Origin of the sequence: Pseudalkalibacillus hwajinpoensis, from assembly GCF_015234585.1 — a bacterium.
Classification (GTDB): Bacteria; Bacillota; Bacilli; order Bacillales; family Guptibacillaceae; genus Guptibacillus; species Guptibacillus hwajinpoensis_B.
In genome coordinates this window covers 232,695-248,728 of record NZ_JADFCM010000002.1, presented here as the reverse complement: position 1 = coordinate 248,728, position 16,034 = coordinate 232,695, and the positions used below count along the sequence as shown (strand labels likewise).

13 protein-coding genes are annotated in these 16,034 nt (G+C 35.3%); 7 read left to right on the top strand and 6 right to left on the bottom strand.

Annotation, left to right across the window (positions count from 1 at the left end):
- The first annotated feature begins 72 nt into the window (after positions 1 to 72).
- Both IQ283_RS09210 and IQ283_RS09205 read left to right on the top strand, forming a co-directional pair.
- Entirely contained in the window at positions 73 to 621 is a 549-nt protein-coding gene (locus tag IQ283_RS09210; protein ID WP_194219887.1) for a restriction endonuclease, read from the top strand.
- 5 nt (positions 622 to 626) lie between these two features.
- Positions 627 to 1,049, top strand: a complete 423-nt coding sequence (locus IQ283_RS09205; RefSeq protein WP_194219886.1) for an endonuclease domain-containing protein — start codon at positions 627 to 629, stop codon at positions 1,047 to 1,049.
- A gap of 263 nt (positions 1,050 to 1,312) precedes the next feature.
- Here the strand turns inward: IQ283_RS09205 and IQ283_RS09200 are convergent, their stop codons facing one another.
- Together IQ283_RS09200 and IQ283_RS09195 are read right to left on the bottom strand one after the other, a co-directional pair.
- Entirely contained in the window at positions 1,313 to 2,350 is a 1,038-nt protein-coding gene (locus IQ283_RS09200) for a hypothetical protein (RefSeq protein WP_194219885.1), read from the bottom strand.
- Positions 2,328 to 2,543 carry a hypothetical protein gene (locus IQ283_RS09195; RefSeq protein ID WP_194219884.1) on the bottom strand — a complete coding sequence of 72 codons (216 nt, stop codon included), beginning with the start codon at positions 2,541 to 2,543 and terminating at the stop codon, positions 2,328 to 2,330. The genes IQ283_RS09200 and IQ283_RS09195 overlap by 23 nt, the downstream gene beginning before the upstream one ends.
- Positions 2,544 to 2,859: 316 nt before the next feature.
- Here IQ283_RS09195 and IQ283_RS09190 point away from each other — a divergent pair, with 316 nt between their 5' ends.
- Genes IQ283_RS09190 through IQ283_RS09180 form a run of 3 tightly spaced genes read left to right on the top strand, consistent with a single transcriptional unit; the run spans position 2,860 to position 5,086 of the window.
- Positions 2,860 to 3,399, top strand: coding sequence for a hypothetical protein (locus IQ283_RS09190; RefSeq protein ID WP_194219883.1), 540 nt, complete (start codon positions 2,860 to 2,862; stop codon positions 3,397 to 3,399).
- Positions 3,396 to 4,100 (top strand): hypothetical protein, encoded by a 705-nt coding sequence (locus IQ283_RS09185; RefSeq protein WP_194219882.1) that lies wholly within the window; start codon positions 3,396 to 3,398, stop codon positions 4,098 to 4,100. The genes IQ283_RS09190 and IQ283_RS09185 overlap by 4 nt, the downstream gene beginning before the upstream one ends.
- Before the next feature lie 17 nt (positions 4,101 to 4,117).
- Entirely contained in the window at positions 4,118 to 5,086 is a 969-nt protein-coding gene (locus IQ283_RS09180; protein ID WP_194219881.1) for a hypothetical protein, read from the top strand.
- Between the two features lie 15 nt (positions 5,087 to 5,101).
- On the opposite strand, the gene IQ283_RS09175 is transcribed toward IQ283_RS09180, so the two are convergent.
- Positions 5,102 to 5,668, bottom strand: a complete 567-nt coding sequence (locus IQ283_RS09175) for a recombinase family protein (RefSeq protein WP_194219880.1) — start codon at positions 5,666 to 5,668, stop codon at positions 5,102 to 5,104.
- Between the two features lie 262 nt (positions 5,669 to 5,930).
- Here IQ283_RS09175 and IQ283_RS09170 point away from each other — a divergent pair, with 262 nt between their 5' ends.
- Both IQ283_RS09170 and IQ283_RS09165 read left to right on the top strand, forming a co-directional pair.
- Positions 5,931 to 7,154, top strand: a complete 1,224-nt coding sequence (locus tag IQ283_RS09170; RefSeq protein ID WP_194219879.1) for a hypothetical protein — start codon at positions 5,931 to 5,933, stop codon at positions 7,152 to 7,154.
- A gap of 5 nt (positions 7,155 to 7,159) precedes the next feature.
- Complete coding sequence (locus tag IQ283_RS09165) at positions 7,160 to 7,720, top strand: hypothetical protein (RefSeq protein ID WP_194219878.1); 561 nt, start codon at positions 7,160 to 7,162, stop codon at positions 7,718 to 7,720.
- Between the two features lie 3 nt (positions 7,721 to 7,723).
- Here the strand turns inward: IQ283_RS09165 and IQ283_RS09160 are convergent, their stop codons facing one another.
- From IQ283_RS09160 to IQ283_RS09150, 3 genes are all read right to left on the bottom strand, one after another.
- The gene (locus IQ283_RS09160) at positions 7,724 to 8,350 is read right to left on the bottom strand and encodes a hypothetical protein (RefSeq protein ID WP_194219877.1); all 627 of its coding nucleotides are present in this window, start codon (positions 8,348 to 8,350) and stop codon (positions 7,724 to 7,726) included.
- 176 nt (positions 8,351 to 8,526) lie between these two features.
- Positions 8,527 to 10,524, bottom strand: a complete 1,998-nt coding sequence (locus IQ283_RS09155) for a peptidoglycan DD-metalloendopeptidase family protein (protein ID WP_194219876.1) — start codon at positions 10,522 to 10,524, stop codon at positions 8,527 to 8,529.
- Complete coding sequence (locus tag IQ283_RS09150) at positions 10,524 to 16,022, bottom strand: hypothetical protein (protein WP_194219875.1); 5,499 nt, start codon at positions 16,020 to 16,022, stop codon at positions 10,524 to 10,526. Before IQ283_RS09150 ends, IQ283_RS09155 begins: the two co-directional genes overlap by 1 nt.
- Between the last annotated feature and the right edge of the window lie 12 nt (positions 16,023 to 16,034).

Below are 16,034 nucleotides of genomic sequence, written 5' to 3'. Positions count from 1 at the left end.
GGATTTGTCCTTTTTAATGTTTAAAATATAATTACTTTCCCCAAAATATAGGTAAACAATGAGGTGTTTATCATGACAACTAAAGTAATAAAATTTGTAAAAACACTAAATAAAGAAACCATTATTATCGGGGCAAGTGTTACATACGTCATAATAATTCTATACGGTAAACAAATAACAAAAGCACTACTTCTTACTGTATTGTTATTACTTTTAATAAAGGTAGCTAAGAAGCTTTATTATTTTCATTTCAAAAAACACACTTTAACCACTGATATCAATGATATTGATACAATGACAGGTATAGAATTTGAAGATTATTTAGCTGATTTTTTCGAAACCAAAGGTTATAACATCAAGTTAACACCTCGTTCTGGAGATTATGGGGTTGATTTAATTTTACGTAAAAGACGTAACAAAATAGCAGTTCAAGTAAAATGTTATACAAGTAATATCGGGGTGGATGCAATTCAAGAAGTTATCGCTGGGCGCATTTATTGGCGCACTAAAGAAGCAATGGTTATTACAAACCGTTACTTTACCCATAACGCTAAAAAGTTAGCAAAAACATCTGATGTAAAATTAGTAGATAGGGACAGCTTAATAAAGCTTATAAGGTGAATTACATGTTAATTTTTGCAATTTTAATCCTTGTGATTTTAATTTGGCCATTAAACAAAATAATTGATAATACATTCGAAAAAGTTAACCTTCCACTTTCACAATCAAAACGGGTGAAGTGCGAGTCACCAATCGAACGCCGTCTATATGATGCACTGGTTTTCAACGACTACTATGTTGAAACGCAATACACAGTAGGGAAGTATCGTATTGACTTAGCAATCCCTCCCCTCAAACTAGCTATAGAATGTGATGGAAAGGAATATCATTCATTTCCTCATCAGAAGGAAAACGACCGCCGGAAAGACAAATATTTGCGTTCTGAAGGTTGGAAGGTATTGCGGTTTACTGGACGACAAATAAACAGAAATATTAACGCTGTTTTATTTAAAATAGAAAAACATGCAACATTAATATTAAAAGGTTAATTTAAAATCAGATAAACTCCCTTAGATAGAAAACCTTCTTTTTTAAATCGAATTTCTGTCCTGATTGTCCTGCAACCCTCAATACTTTAAAGTTAGGATCTTGCTGTTTGTACACACTCTCTCTAGAATTAATAAGACAGACCTATTTCTGAATGGATATCTTGTCGCTACAGAATGTTGATTAAATAAGAATAAATTTAAAATTTATATTTCTTTACATTAAAATATCTTAATAACATATCCAAAGTCTATAGTGTAAATGCCTAAATCACTCTGTTATCTTCATGTTCTTTTGCAAACCATCTTATTACTTGTTGACTTAGGATATCTAAGCATGTGGTAAATTCGTGTAATTGATCCAATGGACACTCCATTCCTTTTTTATCATAATTAGTTTTAGCGTGAGCAAACATATTCCTCGTGTTACTAATGGCATTCGCAACTTCTTCATAAGCCTTTACTATTTCTGTTTCTTTACTACTACTAGTTAATTTATTTGTAAACTTTAAAAATCTCGGTGCTACTCTTACAATTTCATTAAGGTCACAGCATGTTTCTATAGTTAACTTAATAGAGGCGTAGTCTTTTTGGTTATTTCTATTGCCTTCAAAAATTTCACTTAATTCAAGTATGTAATTGGCATCTGGATTAAGTGCCTTTGGACTAAATAATTTCTTTGTTGCAGATTTAATAAGGTCTTGTTGGATAACTGTTTGAGAGACATATTCTATTACTTTTGTATATGTTAAAACGAGTATCTCAAAATTCGTAGTCGAAAGGGACGAATTATACAATTTTAACAATTTATGAACACCTTTTCCCCGCAATAATGGTCTAAGCCTTGTCGCATTTGTTCTAAATTCCTCATACTGCTCTGTATAATAAGATACTCTTGGCATTATATGAATACTAATGTTGATGGTGGACTTTAACTCAAATAAATATGACTCAACCAAGCTATCAATAACTCTTTCATCTATTTTATCTTCACCACGTATTTCTATAAAAGTGTCGTCGTTTTCTACTGCCGGTATCTGCTCGTTATAGTTTCCGTCAATTATCAGCTTTATACCATAGCTAGTTAAGCCATTAACAATATTTATAGTGTATTCTTGTTCATCTATTACCTCTTTAACAGTAGGTATATTAATTCCAAACAGAAAAATTTCTTCTAGTATTTGATAGTCTATATGAATTAAAGCAGTTCTTTTACCAACAAACTTGTATTCGTCAAAGAATACGGTGTTTTTAGCTTCATAAACCATATCAAGAAGATCACTAATGGTATGGCTTTTCTTCAAATTCTGAATCCGGAATCCATGGTGTTAATTCAGTATCTTCATCGTATACAAACTCCTCTTCGTCATCACCATCCACATCTTCATAAAACTTGCCAAGATGATCAGAGTCATGTCGAATATTGTGACTTTCAAAGAATTCCAAGAGATCTTTCACTTCATTTCTAAATTCCTCTGTAACAAATCTAGCAGCCATATAACCATCTCCTTTTCTTTTGGTAATATGATTAATATTGAGTAAGCGACTGTCTTTTTTTCAAATGACAACAATAATTTTTTAAACCCTGGTCGTTACATAAGTATATACTATATTGATTTCAAGAGTTTTGGGTTTTTCGAATAGTTAATTAAAGGATTTTTTAAAAGACTACCTTATATAAAACGATTACAAATCGTTTTAATTTCTTCATGAAAAATAACAATTGCCTTGTTTATTTGGTAAAAAATTGATTTAATCAATATAAACATATTTTAAGCTTCTCCTAAAAAAAATACTGTCAGGAGAATATTAGATGACTATACAAGCTAATAATTACAAATTGTTTTTGAAAACAGACTTATTTGATGAAAAAAATTCAAATCTTAAAATTGAGTACACTGGAGAATCTTATTTAATATGCTCATATAATTATTCAAACAAAGACTCATATCTAAATACACTTAAAAATGCATTTTATGCTGGAACTAAACAATTTATTATCAACCCTCAACAATACTTAAAACTTATTAAACTGGCTAAAGACTATAATCTCAAACCCAAAACAATTGAATTTAATGACGAAATAGATGAGGAAGATCAAGCTTACATTAATGATCTTTTAGCAAAATTTGTTCAGTACGATTTAATCAAAGCGGATATTAATAATCCATTAGACGAAGAAATAAATAACTTTGATCTAAACCAAGATATCATTCCTAAAAAACTATTGATTAGTAAAGATGGCGATTCCATTAGTATTTTTAATAATGGTGTGCTTCACACAGATAATATTGAAATATTCGAGTATTTAAACCCTATTTTTTCTCAATTGGCTGACGAGGTAAATCAATGAAGAGAGTTTTGATGTATTTTCTAAAGTCTCTAGTTTCTCCTCTTTCATTATTTATAGTATGGGTTTATGGATTAAAACCGTTTTCTATTCTCTCTGATATTTTCAAATGGGAAATTAAGGCCGCCAAACCAGAAATAATTAAGGGTGGTATTGACGTAGCAGTATTGCTATTTTTAATAAATTTATTAGGGAAGTTATTACTGTATCTCAGAGAATTGATTTATAAGTATACTCCATCAGTTAAAATATCTATCATTAATCCAAAAGATCCAGACAAATCTAATTTTATATTGTGCGAACCAGGTGGAGAGTTAAATTCAATCAAAGCACAAGTAGAAATTGATTATAAAAATACCTTTGGAAAGTTCATTTCTACTTTTGGGAAAGAACAATATCTTGAATTTTACTGGAACTATGAGTGGGTAAGTATAAACTTTAACTCTATCGTAAAAGGTGAGAACATTAAAGATGGAGTATGGAAGTGTAAAGTTGCTAATACGCTACCCAAAAACCAATTTGATACTAGTTTAGATATACCAATGTACATTTCTATAGACCATGATCAAGTAAAAAAAGGTTACATTACTTCCAATTTAATACTCTGTACAAAAGTAAAAGATAATCACCTATTTTTGAGTTGGTTATCAAGAAAATTCATCTTTTATGAGGTAACACCATTAACTATTAAGCTTTCCATCTAAAAAAGAGGAGTGGTAGTATGTTTAATGTCTCACTGGTTTGTCTGACAGACATCAATGACTTAAATCAAGCTGCACAACTGCTAGAACATAATTCGGTATTAGATGAGCCTGTAGAAGATGAAGATTGGCCAGATCATGAGGTGCTAACTAAACGTTGGAATGTTATCAATAATCGAGGAATGAATATTCAAAATCTCCAAGCTGGTACTAGAGAAGAGATTCGTTTTATATTTATCCAGGGTTATAATGAAAGAACCAAGAGAAAAGACAAATGGTTTGAAGATCCACAACTAAGAAATTCCTTAGTTCAAAAAAGTGATAGAGTAAATATTACTGAAGTCAAATCAGTATTTTTTGAATACGAAGAAAAAGTCTATTTTGCTCCATGGCTTCCACCGGGCTCTTCTTTGAATACCTTCACCAACGATTTACTTCCAAGCGATATATGGGGAGAAACTATAAGACACCCACAAACATTTCAAATTCAAAACGACTTTTTTTATTGGATACTCAATGCCTTTACACGTGGAAATAGAATAGTAAATAGAGCTCCACATACAGCCATAAGATCATGGACAGGTTTTCATGGGACTACACAAGATTCTACACATAATTTATCAGGAGATGGTGAAAGAATATCGGCCATACTTGGAACCTTAGCTTTTTTATTTATGAATGATCCTTTAAAAGCGCTTAGTGTTTCTATTGATTATGAAAATGAACGTCTTCCATTAGTCCTGGGAGCGAAGGGAAATCTTCAAATTTCGGAATACGAATATGAAGGAAGATTTAGCAATGCATATCTTGATGATAATAGAAAAATATTACTAACCATATTAGCTTACACTAAAATAATTCCTAGTTTATTCCAAGGGTACGAAATTGCTAGAAATCAAAATACTTGGAATACCAATTCTATTGAAGATTTTACGCAATGGATTGGTGATGAAATATTAACCAGGGTTAATACTGCACTACAGATATAATAAGTTTAAAATAAACTACTTTGATTCTCTTTGTTCGCTAAGATATCTATAAAAAGTAGCTCTACTAATACCAGTCGCATTCAATATCTCTTGAATGCTGTACTCCTTGCTATCATACATCCGAAAGGCCATATCCAACTTGGATTGGTCTTTTTTCGGTCTTCCTCCCTTTCGTCCCCTCGCTCTCGCTGCATCCAACCCTGACTTAGTTCGCTCTGAGATAATGTCGCGCTCAAACTGTGCCAAGCCACTGAAGATTGTAAATACGAGCTTCCCCATCGCCGTAGTCGTATCGATGTTTTCATTGATCGAAACAAAGTTGATGCCCTTCTCCTGAAAGTCGTTAATCAGGTCCACCAGGTGCTTCGTACTCCGACCGATTCGATCAAGTTTATAAACCACGACCGTATCCCCTTCTCTTAGATACTTCAGCATTTCCATAAACGCAGGACGATCCTTTTTCGTTCCAGTGATTTTCTCTGAGTAGATGTTTTTCTCTTCAACTCCGTATTTCTTTAGAGCGTCAAATTGCATATGTAAGTTTTGATCCTTCGTACTGACTCGAGCGTATCCAAATAACATAACGATCTCCCCTTTTCGATTGGTGGTACTTCTATATTATCAAAAAGGTTAGCAGTAGTATATATTGGAACTTTGATTATGAGATGGTTTTTGATACTTGTTTTAGAGGAGTTTTGAACGGATAGAGGTGAGTTTCACGGTTATTATCAAAAACGAACATTTGATAGCGAGGTTTTTTGAAAAATAGAATGATTTTTAGAAATTACGCTAACTTTATTTATTTGTGGTATAATCGTTATACAATTAGATTGGCGGTGAAAATATGAATACAGTACTACATTTTGTGGATTCAGCACTTATGTATCATAGAGGTAAAAAAACTGGCTTAGCTGGACTTATGGGGATTATACTCACTATTGTAATAGCGGCTTATTGGGACCAAGTACTTCCGTTATTTAAATTTATAGGAGTCGTATCTTTATTAGATTCAATGGGACTTATTATAGATGGAGCACCAGGTATGACATTTTATCGAATTATGGTGGCTGCCTTTGCTCTATCACTAGCTTTAATGTTAATAGGTTCGATATTACTGGCCATTACCCTCTTTATAGTTGCTATTACTCAAAACGAATTTTTTCAGAAGATCCTAATTGGGTTAATGTCTGTAGTATTCTTTCCTCTAGTGTTACTGTATTGGTTTATTCTTTTATTAGGATTTATAGCCGATAAGGATGAAAAAAGACTTGATCCTAAGGGCTATGTGGAGAAAAAAAGATTAGCGATAAATAAAGAGGTAATTGATTATTTTATAAATGCTGGTATAGAAGATGAAAAAAAGAGATTGGAAAAAGAAAGAGACGAATTATTTACTAATGTTATAAATGGAAAAGAGCCACAGGAGAAACGCCCAAACTTAGACGAAGAAATAATGGTACAAAATAATGTCCTTACTTTTGAGGAAGCCTATAATAGACTTAACAGACTTCCCACAAAAGGTGATTATTTTTTCTTATTAGGAATTACTTATGAACGAGATTTATGTATCTTAATTCCAAAGCCAGTTGCTCCGAAATGCTTACCAATCTTTAATGATCCTGATACCTTTGTTGGTGAAAAAATTAAACTTACTGGTTCTATGAAAGATGGTAAATTTCAATTAGATAAACATAAAGAATATATCAGGAAGACTGACTATCCTGATACCCAAAGTTCTAATAATGTAGATTTTGACCCTTTTAGACATACATTTACTTATTTTAAATACGATGAAATCGAAACTTATGTAGATTTGTCTAGAGCAAAAGAAATTCATCCAAAACTGAAGTTTTACAGGTATTATAAACACTTTATTCACTTCATTGAAGAACAACAAAATCTATACTTTTCAGGTAAAGAGTATTTGAAACAACAAATTTCAGATGCTACGAATAAAGAAGATTTTGATCACTTTGTATCAGAAATCAAAAAGTATAATGCAAGTAACGAAGGCGCTGTTCAGTACATTTGGGAACAAGAACAAAACGCTCGACAAGCAGAAGGATGAATAGAATGAAACTTGGCGATGAAGAAATAATACAATTACTCAAACCTCATACACAGGCTATGACGACTGTTAGAGCATGGGATAAATATGCTAATACCCATAACCTCCCCCGCTCTATAACGTTAATAAAGCGGTTTGGTTCATGGAACAAAACAAAGCAATTATTGGAGATACCTAAGATAAGGCAGCGGGAGAAATACACCAGGGATGAATTAATCCATATTGGTAAGAAGAATATCAACCATTTCTCAACAAAGAGAAGATGGGAAAAGTATGCTAGTGAGCAACACCTTCCTTCACCTCAAACGTATATTAACGAGTTTGGTTCATGGAACTCTACTCGTGAAGCACTCAACTTGCCTCCTGCTTCAAAGATAAGGAAAAGCGGGTATACTAAAAGTGATATTGAGCAGATTCTCAATGACCATATTGACTTTTTTGTAAGTAGAGAGTATTGGAACCAATATGCCAGGACGAACAACCTTCCATCCTATAGTACGCTGTATAAGTATTTAACTTCAAAAGAAATTCAGTATTATAAAAACAAGAATCGCACTAACCATTAAAGGTTAGTGCGATTCTATTTGATCAATCATGTCCCAGGCAGAAGTGCTAACTGAATAAATTTCATCATCCTCTGCATGGGCTGTACCACCTTTAACAAAGCTAAGTTCTAAGCTAACCTCTAAATCATCTTTATAACGCAAAATTACTTTTGACTCATCCTTCTCTGCTCCAAAAGAACCTTTTAGTGGTGTATAGCCAACTCCGACCAGCGTTTTGTTTCTGGAGATACGATCCATCATTCTTTGCGCTACTATCTTTTTATCTATTTCATCATCTTTAAATAAGTCCTTTGAGATAGTTTCAGTATCAAATGCCTGGATAAAGAGTTCAGGATTATCCATTAAAACTGTGGCGAAAAGATATTCAACTACTCCCTTCTTATTTTTGTATTTAGCTAAAATCTCTTCATCGGGATGATCTACAAACCCTCCATCATAATCCGAAGTATTCACCCATTTCCTTACTATCTCCTCTTGAGCTTCAACTTTTTTAATCTCTTGTAATATTTCATTTTGAGATTCTTTATTTATAGGAAGCTCTTCTGCATGGTCTCTACCTAAATAAACTAACAAGGAAATTACCACAGTGATTGTCATCAAACTAAGACAACTTAATATAATTTTTTTCATTTTAACTCCTTGAAGGGATTTCATTAAAATTTGCATTTAAAACTTTAGGTAGTATAATAAATATAAGCTAACTAAATTAAGGATTCTTTATTATAGAGAATTAAATATTTTATTTTGTAATTTAAGGATTCTTTTGTAATTTAATAATATATTCGACATAATTCGACAGTATTAGACTAAAATGGCACTACTAGCACAGGGTCTATACTATCGGATTTATTTATGTTCCAAGAACCCTTATGGACTTCGAAGTGTAGATGTTTTCCGGTCGAATGACCTGTATTACCCATATTCCCTAACATTTGTCCTTTACTAACCGTTTGCCCATTTGCAACGGTCCTGTGAGTCATGTGAGCATAAAGCGTTTCATATTGCACACCATTTATTTTGTGCCTTATAATAACGCAATTACCATAGGAACTTGAAAGGTATGATCGCACTACTACACCATCAGCAGCTGCAACAATTGGAACTGCTTGAGTTCTTCCACCTCCACCAATATCTACACCAGCGTGGAGCTTCCCCCATCTTCCTCCATACCCTGATGTAATACTACCTGTAGCTGGTCTCATAAAATCACCACTAGTAGCGGGAGGTAGATTGCCTTCACCTGGTACATACGTAGCCTGTGATTTGAACTTATCAGCATTTTTCATGACTTTATCAACATACCAACCTGCATGGTTGTAAGCATATACTGCTTTGCGTTGATCTAAGGAATACCCGTTTTTTGATAAATAATAAGCCGCTGTTGCTACTGCATCTTCAATATCCCAAGGATCTGCTTTTCCATCTCCATTTGCATCTCGACCATATCCATTATATCTATTGATCATTGCAGGATTAGTTTTAATTTCATTTGGGATAGAAGCATTCCCTAAACCGCCAGTACAACCTGGGTATGCCCATCCTAGCCAAGTACATTTCATAAACTGAAACGGACCTTCTGCCCCAACTCCTGAAGTCATAGTTGGGTGGGTAGAGAAACCGGTCTCTACAAAATGAATAGCTGCTAAAACAAACCAATCTACTGCATATTTTTTTTCTGCCTCTAAGTAGAATGGCATGTATTGTGGAGGTACTCCCTCCCCAGGAATGATAGTTCCATCAAACCCAGTATAATTTCCAAATCCACTTCCCATACCTGATAGCCAGTCAATATAAGCCATTTGTCCATCTGCAAAAAGATAATTAATTTCTACGACCCTTTTATCATTCATAGTAAATCCATTTGAATTCAAAATAGCATCAAATGTGCTGTAATCTTCAGTAGTGTTTTCAGAGGTGTCGAATTTTTGATAACGTGTTTTAGTTGTTGTTTCGATTTTTACTTTCTTTGATTTTTCTACTTCTCGCGTTTTCGTAACAACACGATCGCGATACCTAATTACTCTCACACCATTTTCATAAGTTACGTAAGGATATCGTTCTGTGACTTCGTACTCCTCAGTCTCAGTCCAAGTGTCCGTTCGATAGCTTACTTTTGTTTTACTTTTCCAATCAGTGGTTCTTTGAGTGTGGGTAAAGGTTGTCGAACCATTCCAGTAATCAACCGAGGTTAATTTGGTAACCCACTTATCTTTTCTTTTTACTTTGCTCCAAGAGCCACAGTCTCCATCTTCACATACTTTGGTTTTCGTTTCCGTCCATTCGTTGAAGTCATCATACATAAATTCTGGAGCGAGTGCATCAGCCATTGTTCTTATGAGTTCCTTAATTTCATCTTCATCTTTTTGTTTAACCGTATCCAATTGAATAACAGCTGCTATTAATTCTTCAGGTACTCTATATGGCCTTTGAAGGGGGTCATCCATATCGACAGTTCCTTCTGATTGTTCAACTATATACTTATGAAGGTCTAATTCATCCCCTTCTAATCCTGTTCCTGTTCCAAACATTAGAGAAGAAACCATAAAAGCAACCACAATTACTACAAATACTCCAATCATGATCCCTATTACAGGGAGGCTAACGCCTCCCAATAAGGATAATAGAAGTTTTACTAAAGCGGCCACTGCGTGTTTAACAACTTTAAGAGCTAATTTAGCACCCTTTTTTGCAATCTTTTTAGCTAGTTTTCTACCTTTTTTAGCGGCAGCATTTTTAATTTTATCTTTCGCAATCTGCTGTAGTTGCGACCCTTGATTCTCGTCGGGAGGTTTTGGAAGTGCCATTAAAAAGTACCTCCAAGAGACTTATGCCTTACCGCCTCAAAATCATTCCTTCGAGATGCTCTTTTATTGCTCTTAACTGGAATCAAATCATCCGGGGTAAGAGATGTAGTGTAACTAATAGATTCATCTGCTTCATCGAATGCATCTTCCTGATTATATCTTCTGTTTCTAACAGAATAATTTACTTTACGTGCTTCATTTGGATTTAAACGAGCATCTCCTGATCCATACGGAGAAACACGATGGTTTTGTCCTTGACTATCTGTTCCTATCATATAGCTGCGCTCTTTTGTTACTACCATTTTCAGGTCTTTCATTTGAGTTTGAACATCATTGGAATAGAATTGTCCACTATCGACTTGCTGATTATAAGCCTGAACTTCTTGAACGACTCTTGGATTTTTTCGTGTATTTCGATTTGCCAACAAATTATTAGGAGAAACGTTAATACGACGATTTAATTCAGATTTTCCACCGGCAGAATCATAACGATATGGGTTAGAATCTTGTAATAAAGTATCATCCTTAACAGTTAAATCCTGATATACTGTATCTCCTTCCTTCAATGCACTATCTCCGGAACCATGCCTAGAAATAACCCGTGTTTGGCCAGTACGATCACGTACTTGTATAAAGCTTTTGTCGTTTGTCGTGACCATTTGAACGGAACCTTTAGCAATTTCCATATTTCCGTTACCGTCATCAACCTGTTGGGCTAGATGCTTGATATCCGATACTTCTGCGATTTGATCATTAACCGGGCGATTATATGGATTATGTTTAGATGCTAGGGTGCTAGCTTTCTTATAACCTCGTACTCCACCAACGATACCCGTTGCGTAAGCAGCAGCATTTCTGAAACCTGCTTGCTTTTCAACCGCATTTTCTGGTACATGTTTTTCTTGGAAAGATGTTTTCATAGCAGACATTGCTCCAGAAGTACCACCGACAATGGGATTTATTGCTTTAGAAACGACACCATTCGGAGGATTTAATAAAGCATTTTGATAGCCTGCTTGCGCTCCTTGTGTTCCAGCAACAGCCAATTTACCTAATTTTGTATCTTGTACAAAATTCGTGATTTTAGGAAGTTCCAGAGTTGAAGAAATGGCGTGAACCCCACCGTTATAACCGGCGCCTACCATTTTTTTAACGGCTCCATCATTAATTCGTTTATCCAGAGGAATCCGATTAGGTAGTTGAGAAGAAACACTTTTGAGGTTTCTTTGATAAGTAGGACCAGCTTTTTGTGTTTGCCAATTTTCTTCCGCCACATTTTTAGGAACGATATTAGAAATCTGTTCCGTAATATATTTCTGCTTCTCCTGATTAGTTGCCCTGGTTGCCAATTGAGAAACAAGATAAGGAGTATTTACTTCATGAGATAGATCGGACTTATCATAAATTTGGGCACCATTAACATCTTTTACAGCATTTCGAGCAGCTTTGAAATAAGCTCTCCCTGTTCCTGCTTGTCCCTTCTCAAATTCAATTTCAAGCTGTTGGTCTGAAGCGCTAGCTTGTTGTTTGTAATTCGATCGATAATTCATCTTTTCATTTTCGTATAGTTCTTTTCCTAAATTACCTGCAAAAGTCTTACTATCTAGTTGAGTATTTTGAATCGATTGGCCATTGCTCATTTTCTGAGCCAAACCAGTTGTTACGGTGATCATTTCTTTTCGTTTATCATCAACTTGTTTGGTCCATGCTACGTCAACCTCAGCTGGACTTGCACCAGGCTTTTGAACCTTGTAATCCTTAGAGAAGTTCGATTGGTTTTTATTTGCCCAATCATTAGTCATGTTTTCCGCAGTTTCGTTAGCTAATTGCGAAGCATTAACCTTCGTGAAATTCCCTACTGCTTTTTCTGCAGATTGGACATAAGCTACTCTTTTAGATCCATTCTGTTTATCAAATTCTAATTCTATTTGCTCGTTAGACAATTTACGAGGAGCAGAGGCTACATAGTTTGCTTTTTCATTGTCATACATTCTTTGTCCTAAATTAGTAGCGAATTGATCAGTACTAATATTAGTAGATGAAATATCCTTACCATTCGTCATTTTACTCGCGACGGAATTAGCCATACTAACAAATTCTTTTCTCTTTTCTTTCGAAGCGTTATCCCATGCAATCTCAACTTCTTCCTCACTTTTGCCAGGATTACTTTGCTTGTAAGAAGTAACGAATTGTCCTTTGTTATTCGCAGACCACTCGTTTGTCATATGATCTGCAGATGTAGTAGCTAAAGTTTGAGCATTTTGGTTAGCGTTTTTAGTAGGTATCGATTGCTTAGCAGATTGTATATAATCTTGTTTTGTGCTACCAAAATTATTATCAAATTCTTTTTGTATAGTACCTGTAGCGGAAGAAACATGATTTGCTTTTTCTTTGTCATACATTTGCTTTCCAAGATTAGTAGCAAATTGGTCTGGATTAATTTCTGTGGAAGATGGATCTTTCCCATTTGACATTTTACTTGCAACCATATTGGTCATACCAACAAATTCTTGTTTTTTACCACTTACCGCTTCGCTCCAAGCTTTCTCAACTTCCGCTTCACTTTTGCCAGGATTACTTTGTTTATATGAGGTGATAAATTGTCCTTTATTGTTGTCAGACCACTCTTTTGTCATATTCTCAGCTGAAGTAGAAGCAAGTGATTGAGCATTAGGGCTTCCTTGTGAATTAGAAATTGAACGCTTTGCAGTTTGAACTAATTGTTCTTTTTTATCTCGATTGTTTTCATCAAACTCTTTCTGTAAATTTGAAGTAGAAGTAGTTACATAAGCTGCCTTCTCATTGTCATATACTTGTTGACCAACATTATTGGCAAATTGATCAGAATCAATGTTTGTAGAGCTAAGATCTTTACCGTTCGCCATTTTACTCGCGACCGTATTGGCAATGTTTCCAAGTTCAGTACGTTTCGATTTAACAGCATTACTCCACGCTGTTTCAACTTCCTCTTCGCTACTACCTGGATTACTCTGTTTATAAGTAGTCACAAATTGATTTTTATTTTGGTCCGCCCATTGCTTTGTTATATTGTCTGCCGAAGCAGTTGCAAGAGATTGAGCATTTTGAACTCCGGAATCTGTGGAAACGGATTTTTTAGCAGACTGAATATATTGTTGCCTTTTATCGCCATGCTCTTCATCAAATCGCTTCTCCTGTTGCATTTCACTCATAGGAGGGGCTGAAGCCACATGCTTGGCCTTTTCGCTATTATATAGTTCATTTCCTACATGCTCTGCGTACTGATTAGGATCAATGTTTTGTGAAAGATCGTTTCCATCTGTCATACTTTTAGCTGCCTTATTAGACACGTTAGAGAATACAGCTTTTTGGCTCCTTAATTCCTTCTCCCATGCTTCTGATACCTCTTGAGGACTAGCGGAAGGATTATTATGTTGATAAGCTGAAACGAACTGTTCTTTGTTATCACTTGCCCATTGCTGAGTCATATTTTCAGTAGACTCATTGACCAAATCACTTGCTTTAACAGGTTTATTTCCTTTAACAGCTCCCATAGCTGCTAAGACATAAGCTTCTCTCTGACCACCATGCTGTTGATCAAAATGCGAGTCGATTTCATTATCCGTAGCGTCCGGATTAAATTGCTCACGGTATTGCTCTTTAAATGCTGATTTCTCATTGTTTAACATTTTAGCGCCGACCATATTCGCAAAATCTTCTTTATTAATGTAGGCGTGGTTTTCAGGGAGACCGTTACTCATGCTTTTAGCAGTTTCGTTCGAAAGATCAGCGATTTCATTTCTCTTGTTCTCAAGAGCGTTATTCCATGAGGCTTGTTTATTCATGTTGTGTGTAGCTAGGTCATTCTCTTCCGTTATAGGGTTATTTCTATCGTACTCATTCATAAAGTGCTCTTTATTGTTATCTGCCCATGCTTCAGTTAAACGACCGGTTGCTTTATCTGCGACCTGTTGTGCCTTACCAAAAGCACCATCATTCTTTTTAATATCGCCAACCGTTTGACGTGCTTGTTTTAAGAAATCGCTTTTCTTGTCGTTGACTTTGCTATTCCACATTCCTTCTAAAGATTCCTCATGAGCGTCTGGAAACTTTTCTTTCATTTGTTCCATAAATTGTTCTTTATTGTTGGAAGCCCAGGAAGTGGTATCAGCATCGGCAAGTTCGTTAGCTAATTTTTCATCAGCTAGTGATTCTGCATTGTAACTATCCTTGGCATTTTGCCAACCGCTTTTCGCGCCTTTAGCTAGCTGTTTAGCACCTAATTTGACTCCTTCTACTCCTGCTCCACCTACACGACCAGCTACACCTCCAACAACTCCTCCTACACCAAAGCCTACTGTTGAACCAGCTATAGCTCCTGCAGGTCCCATAGGAGAGCCAGCAATAGAACCAGCCATACCAAGTGCCATTTTTCCCATTTTACTAGTTACATCACCTGGTTTTAACATTCTTTCAGCAAGAGAGTTTGTACCCGTGTCGGTTCCGGTATTTCCACCGAGGGCGCTTTTAACGTTATTTTCTGTGTTTTCATCTGAACCCGATTCGCCAGTACGTCCTGCACCATCTTTAACTCCATTAGCAGCACCACGCAAAGCACCAGTCACTGACTTATCATTAGCAGCACCTTTGATACTTCCATACATACCTGCAAGAGCTGACATTCCAAACATTGCGCCTGCTTTTGAAAGTCCATTACTCATTTGTCCTCCTAAACCTAATAATGATCGAAGTGCTTCTGCGGTAGGAATGAAAATAATATAGAGAATTACTGCTTCAAGTCCACTTTCTGTAATACTCATTAGAGCAATAACCCAGTAAAGACAGGCATGAACTGATTGAACAAAAACGGTACCAATGAATTCTTTTAACCACCCAATCGTGATTCCTTTTGTTTGGGGGATAAGAAGCATAACTGCCATAAGCGGTCCTAGTATCATAAATAAGACTAGTGTTAACTTCCTCATCATGTAATAAAAATTACCCCAAATAAAAAGACCGAGTAAACAAAGTTGAATGATCATCTGACCTAGGACGTCATCACCCGGCTCAATGGTTTCTTTCATTTCCATGAGAGCATCGTCATGAGCTACGGAAAAGACAGAGATAATAGCGTCGTTTACTCCAAAAATCAAGCTATAAAGTGTTGGTAAGTTTAATAAAAGAATGGCAACGATCGCGAAATCCTTAAAGAATTCAATAATATATGTCCGATTAGCAGGATTGATGGCGACAGAGGACATTTTCATTCCCGCCAAAACTATAGCGATTAGCAGTAAAAACACGGCTAATATCATTATGACATCCATTCCTGGCTTCACTATTTTTTCTATTTCATCAGGAGTGAAAGTATTAAATACTAAATCTTCATCTTCAGAACTTCCATAGATTAACGTCTTAAATAATTTGAGTTCCAAAAAAGGCTTTACAATCCATGCATAAATAACTGAAAATAATGGATTAAATACATCCGCGAGCTTATCGCCGATTATATCCATCATAGTTACCGCCTC

What these genes read in the sequence shown, in the direction of transcription:
- IQ283_RS09210 (WP_194219887.1), top strand. Translation starts at nt 73, where the DNA reads ATGACAACTAAAGTAATAAAATTTGTAAAAACACTAAATAAAGAAACC.
- IQ283_RS09185 (WP_194219882.1), top strand. Translation starts at nt 3,396, where the DNA reads ATGAAGAGAGTTTTGATGTATTTTCTAAAGTCTCTAGTTTCTCCTCTT.
- IQ283_RS09165 (WP_194219878.1), top strand. Translation starts at nt 7,160, where the DNA reads ATGAAACTTGGCGATGAAGAAATAATACAATTACTCAAACCTCATACA.
- IQ283_RS09150 (WP_194219875.1), bottom strand. Translation starts at nt 16,022, where the DNA reads ATGATGGATATAATCGGCGATAAGCTCGCGGATGTATTTAATCCATTA.
- IQ283_RS09180 (WP_194219881.1), top strand. Translation starts at nt 4,118, where the DNA reads ATGTTTAATGTCTCACTGGTTTGTCTGACAGACATCAATGACTTAAAT.
- IQ283_RS09155 (WP_194219876.1), bottom strand. Translation starts at nt 10,524, where the DNA reads ATGGCACTTCCAAAACCTCCCGACGAGAATCAAGGGTCGCAACTACAG.
- IQ283_RS09170 (WP_194219879.1), top strand. Translation starts at nt 5,931, where the DNA reads ATGAATACAGTACTACATTTTGTGGATTCAGCACTTATGTATCATAGA.
- IQ283_RS09205 (WP_194219886.1), top strand. Translation starts at nt 627, where the DNA reads ATGTTAATTTTTGCAATTTTAATCCTTGTGATTTTAATTTGGCCATTA.
- IQ283_RS09195 (WP_194219884.1), bottom strand. Translation starts at nt 2,543, where the DNA reads ATGGCTGCTAGATTTGTTACAGAGGAATTTAGAAATGAAGTGAAAGAT.
- IQ283_RS09190 (WP_194219883.1), top strand. Translation starts at nt 2,860, where the DNA reads ATGACTATACAAGCTAATAATTACAAATTGTTTTTGAAAACAGACTTA.
- IQ283_RS09160 (WP_194219877.1), bottom strand. Translation starts at nt 8,350, where the DNA reads ATGAAAAAAATTATATTAAGTTGTCTTAGTTTGATGACAATCACTGTG.
- IQ283_RS09175 (WP_194219880.1), bottom strand. Translation starts at nt 5,668, where the DNA reads ATGTTATTTGGATACGCTCGAGTCAGTACGAAGGATCAAAACTTACAT.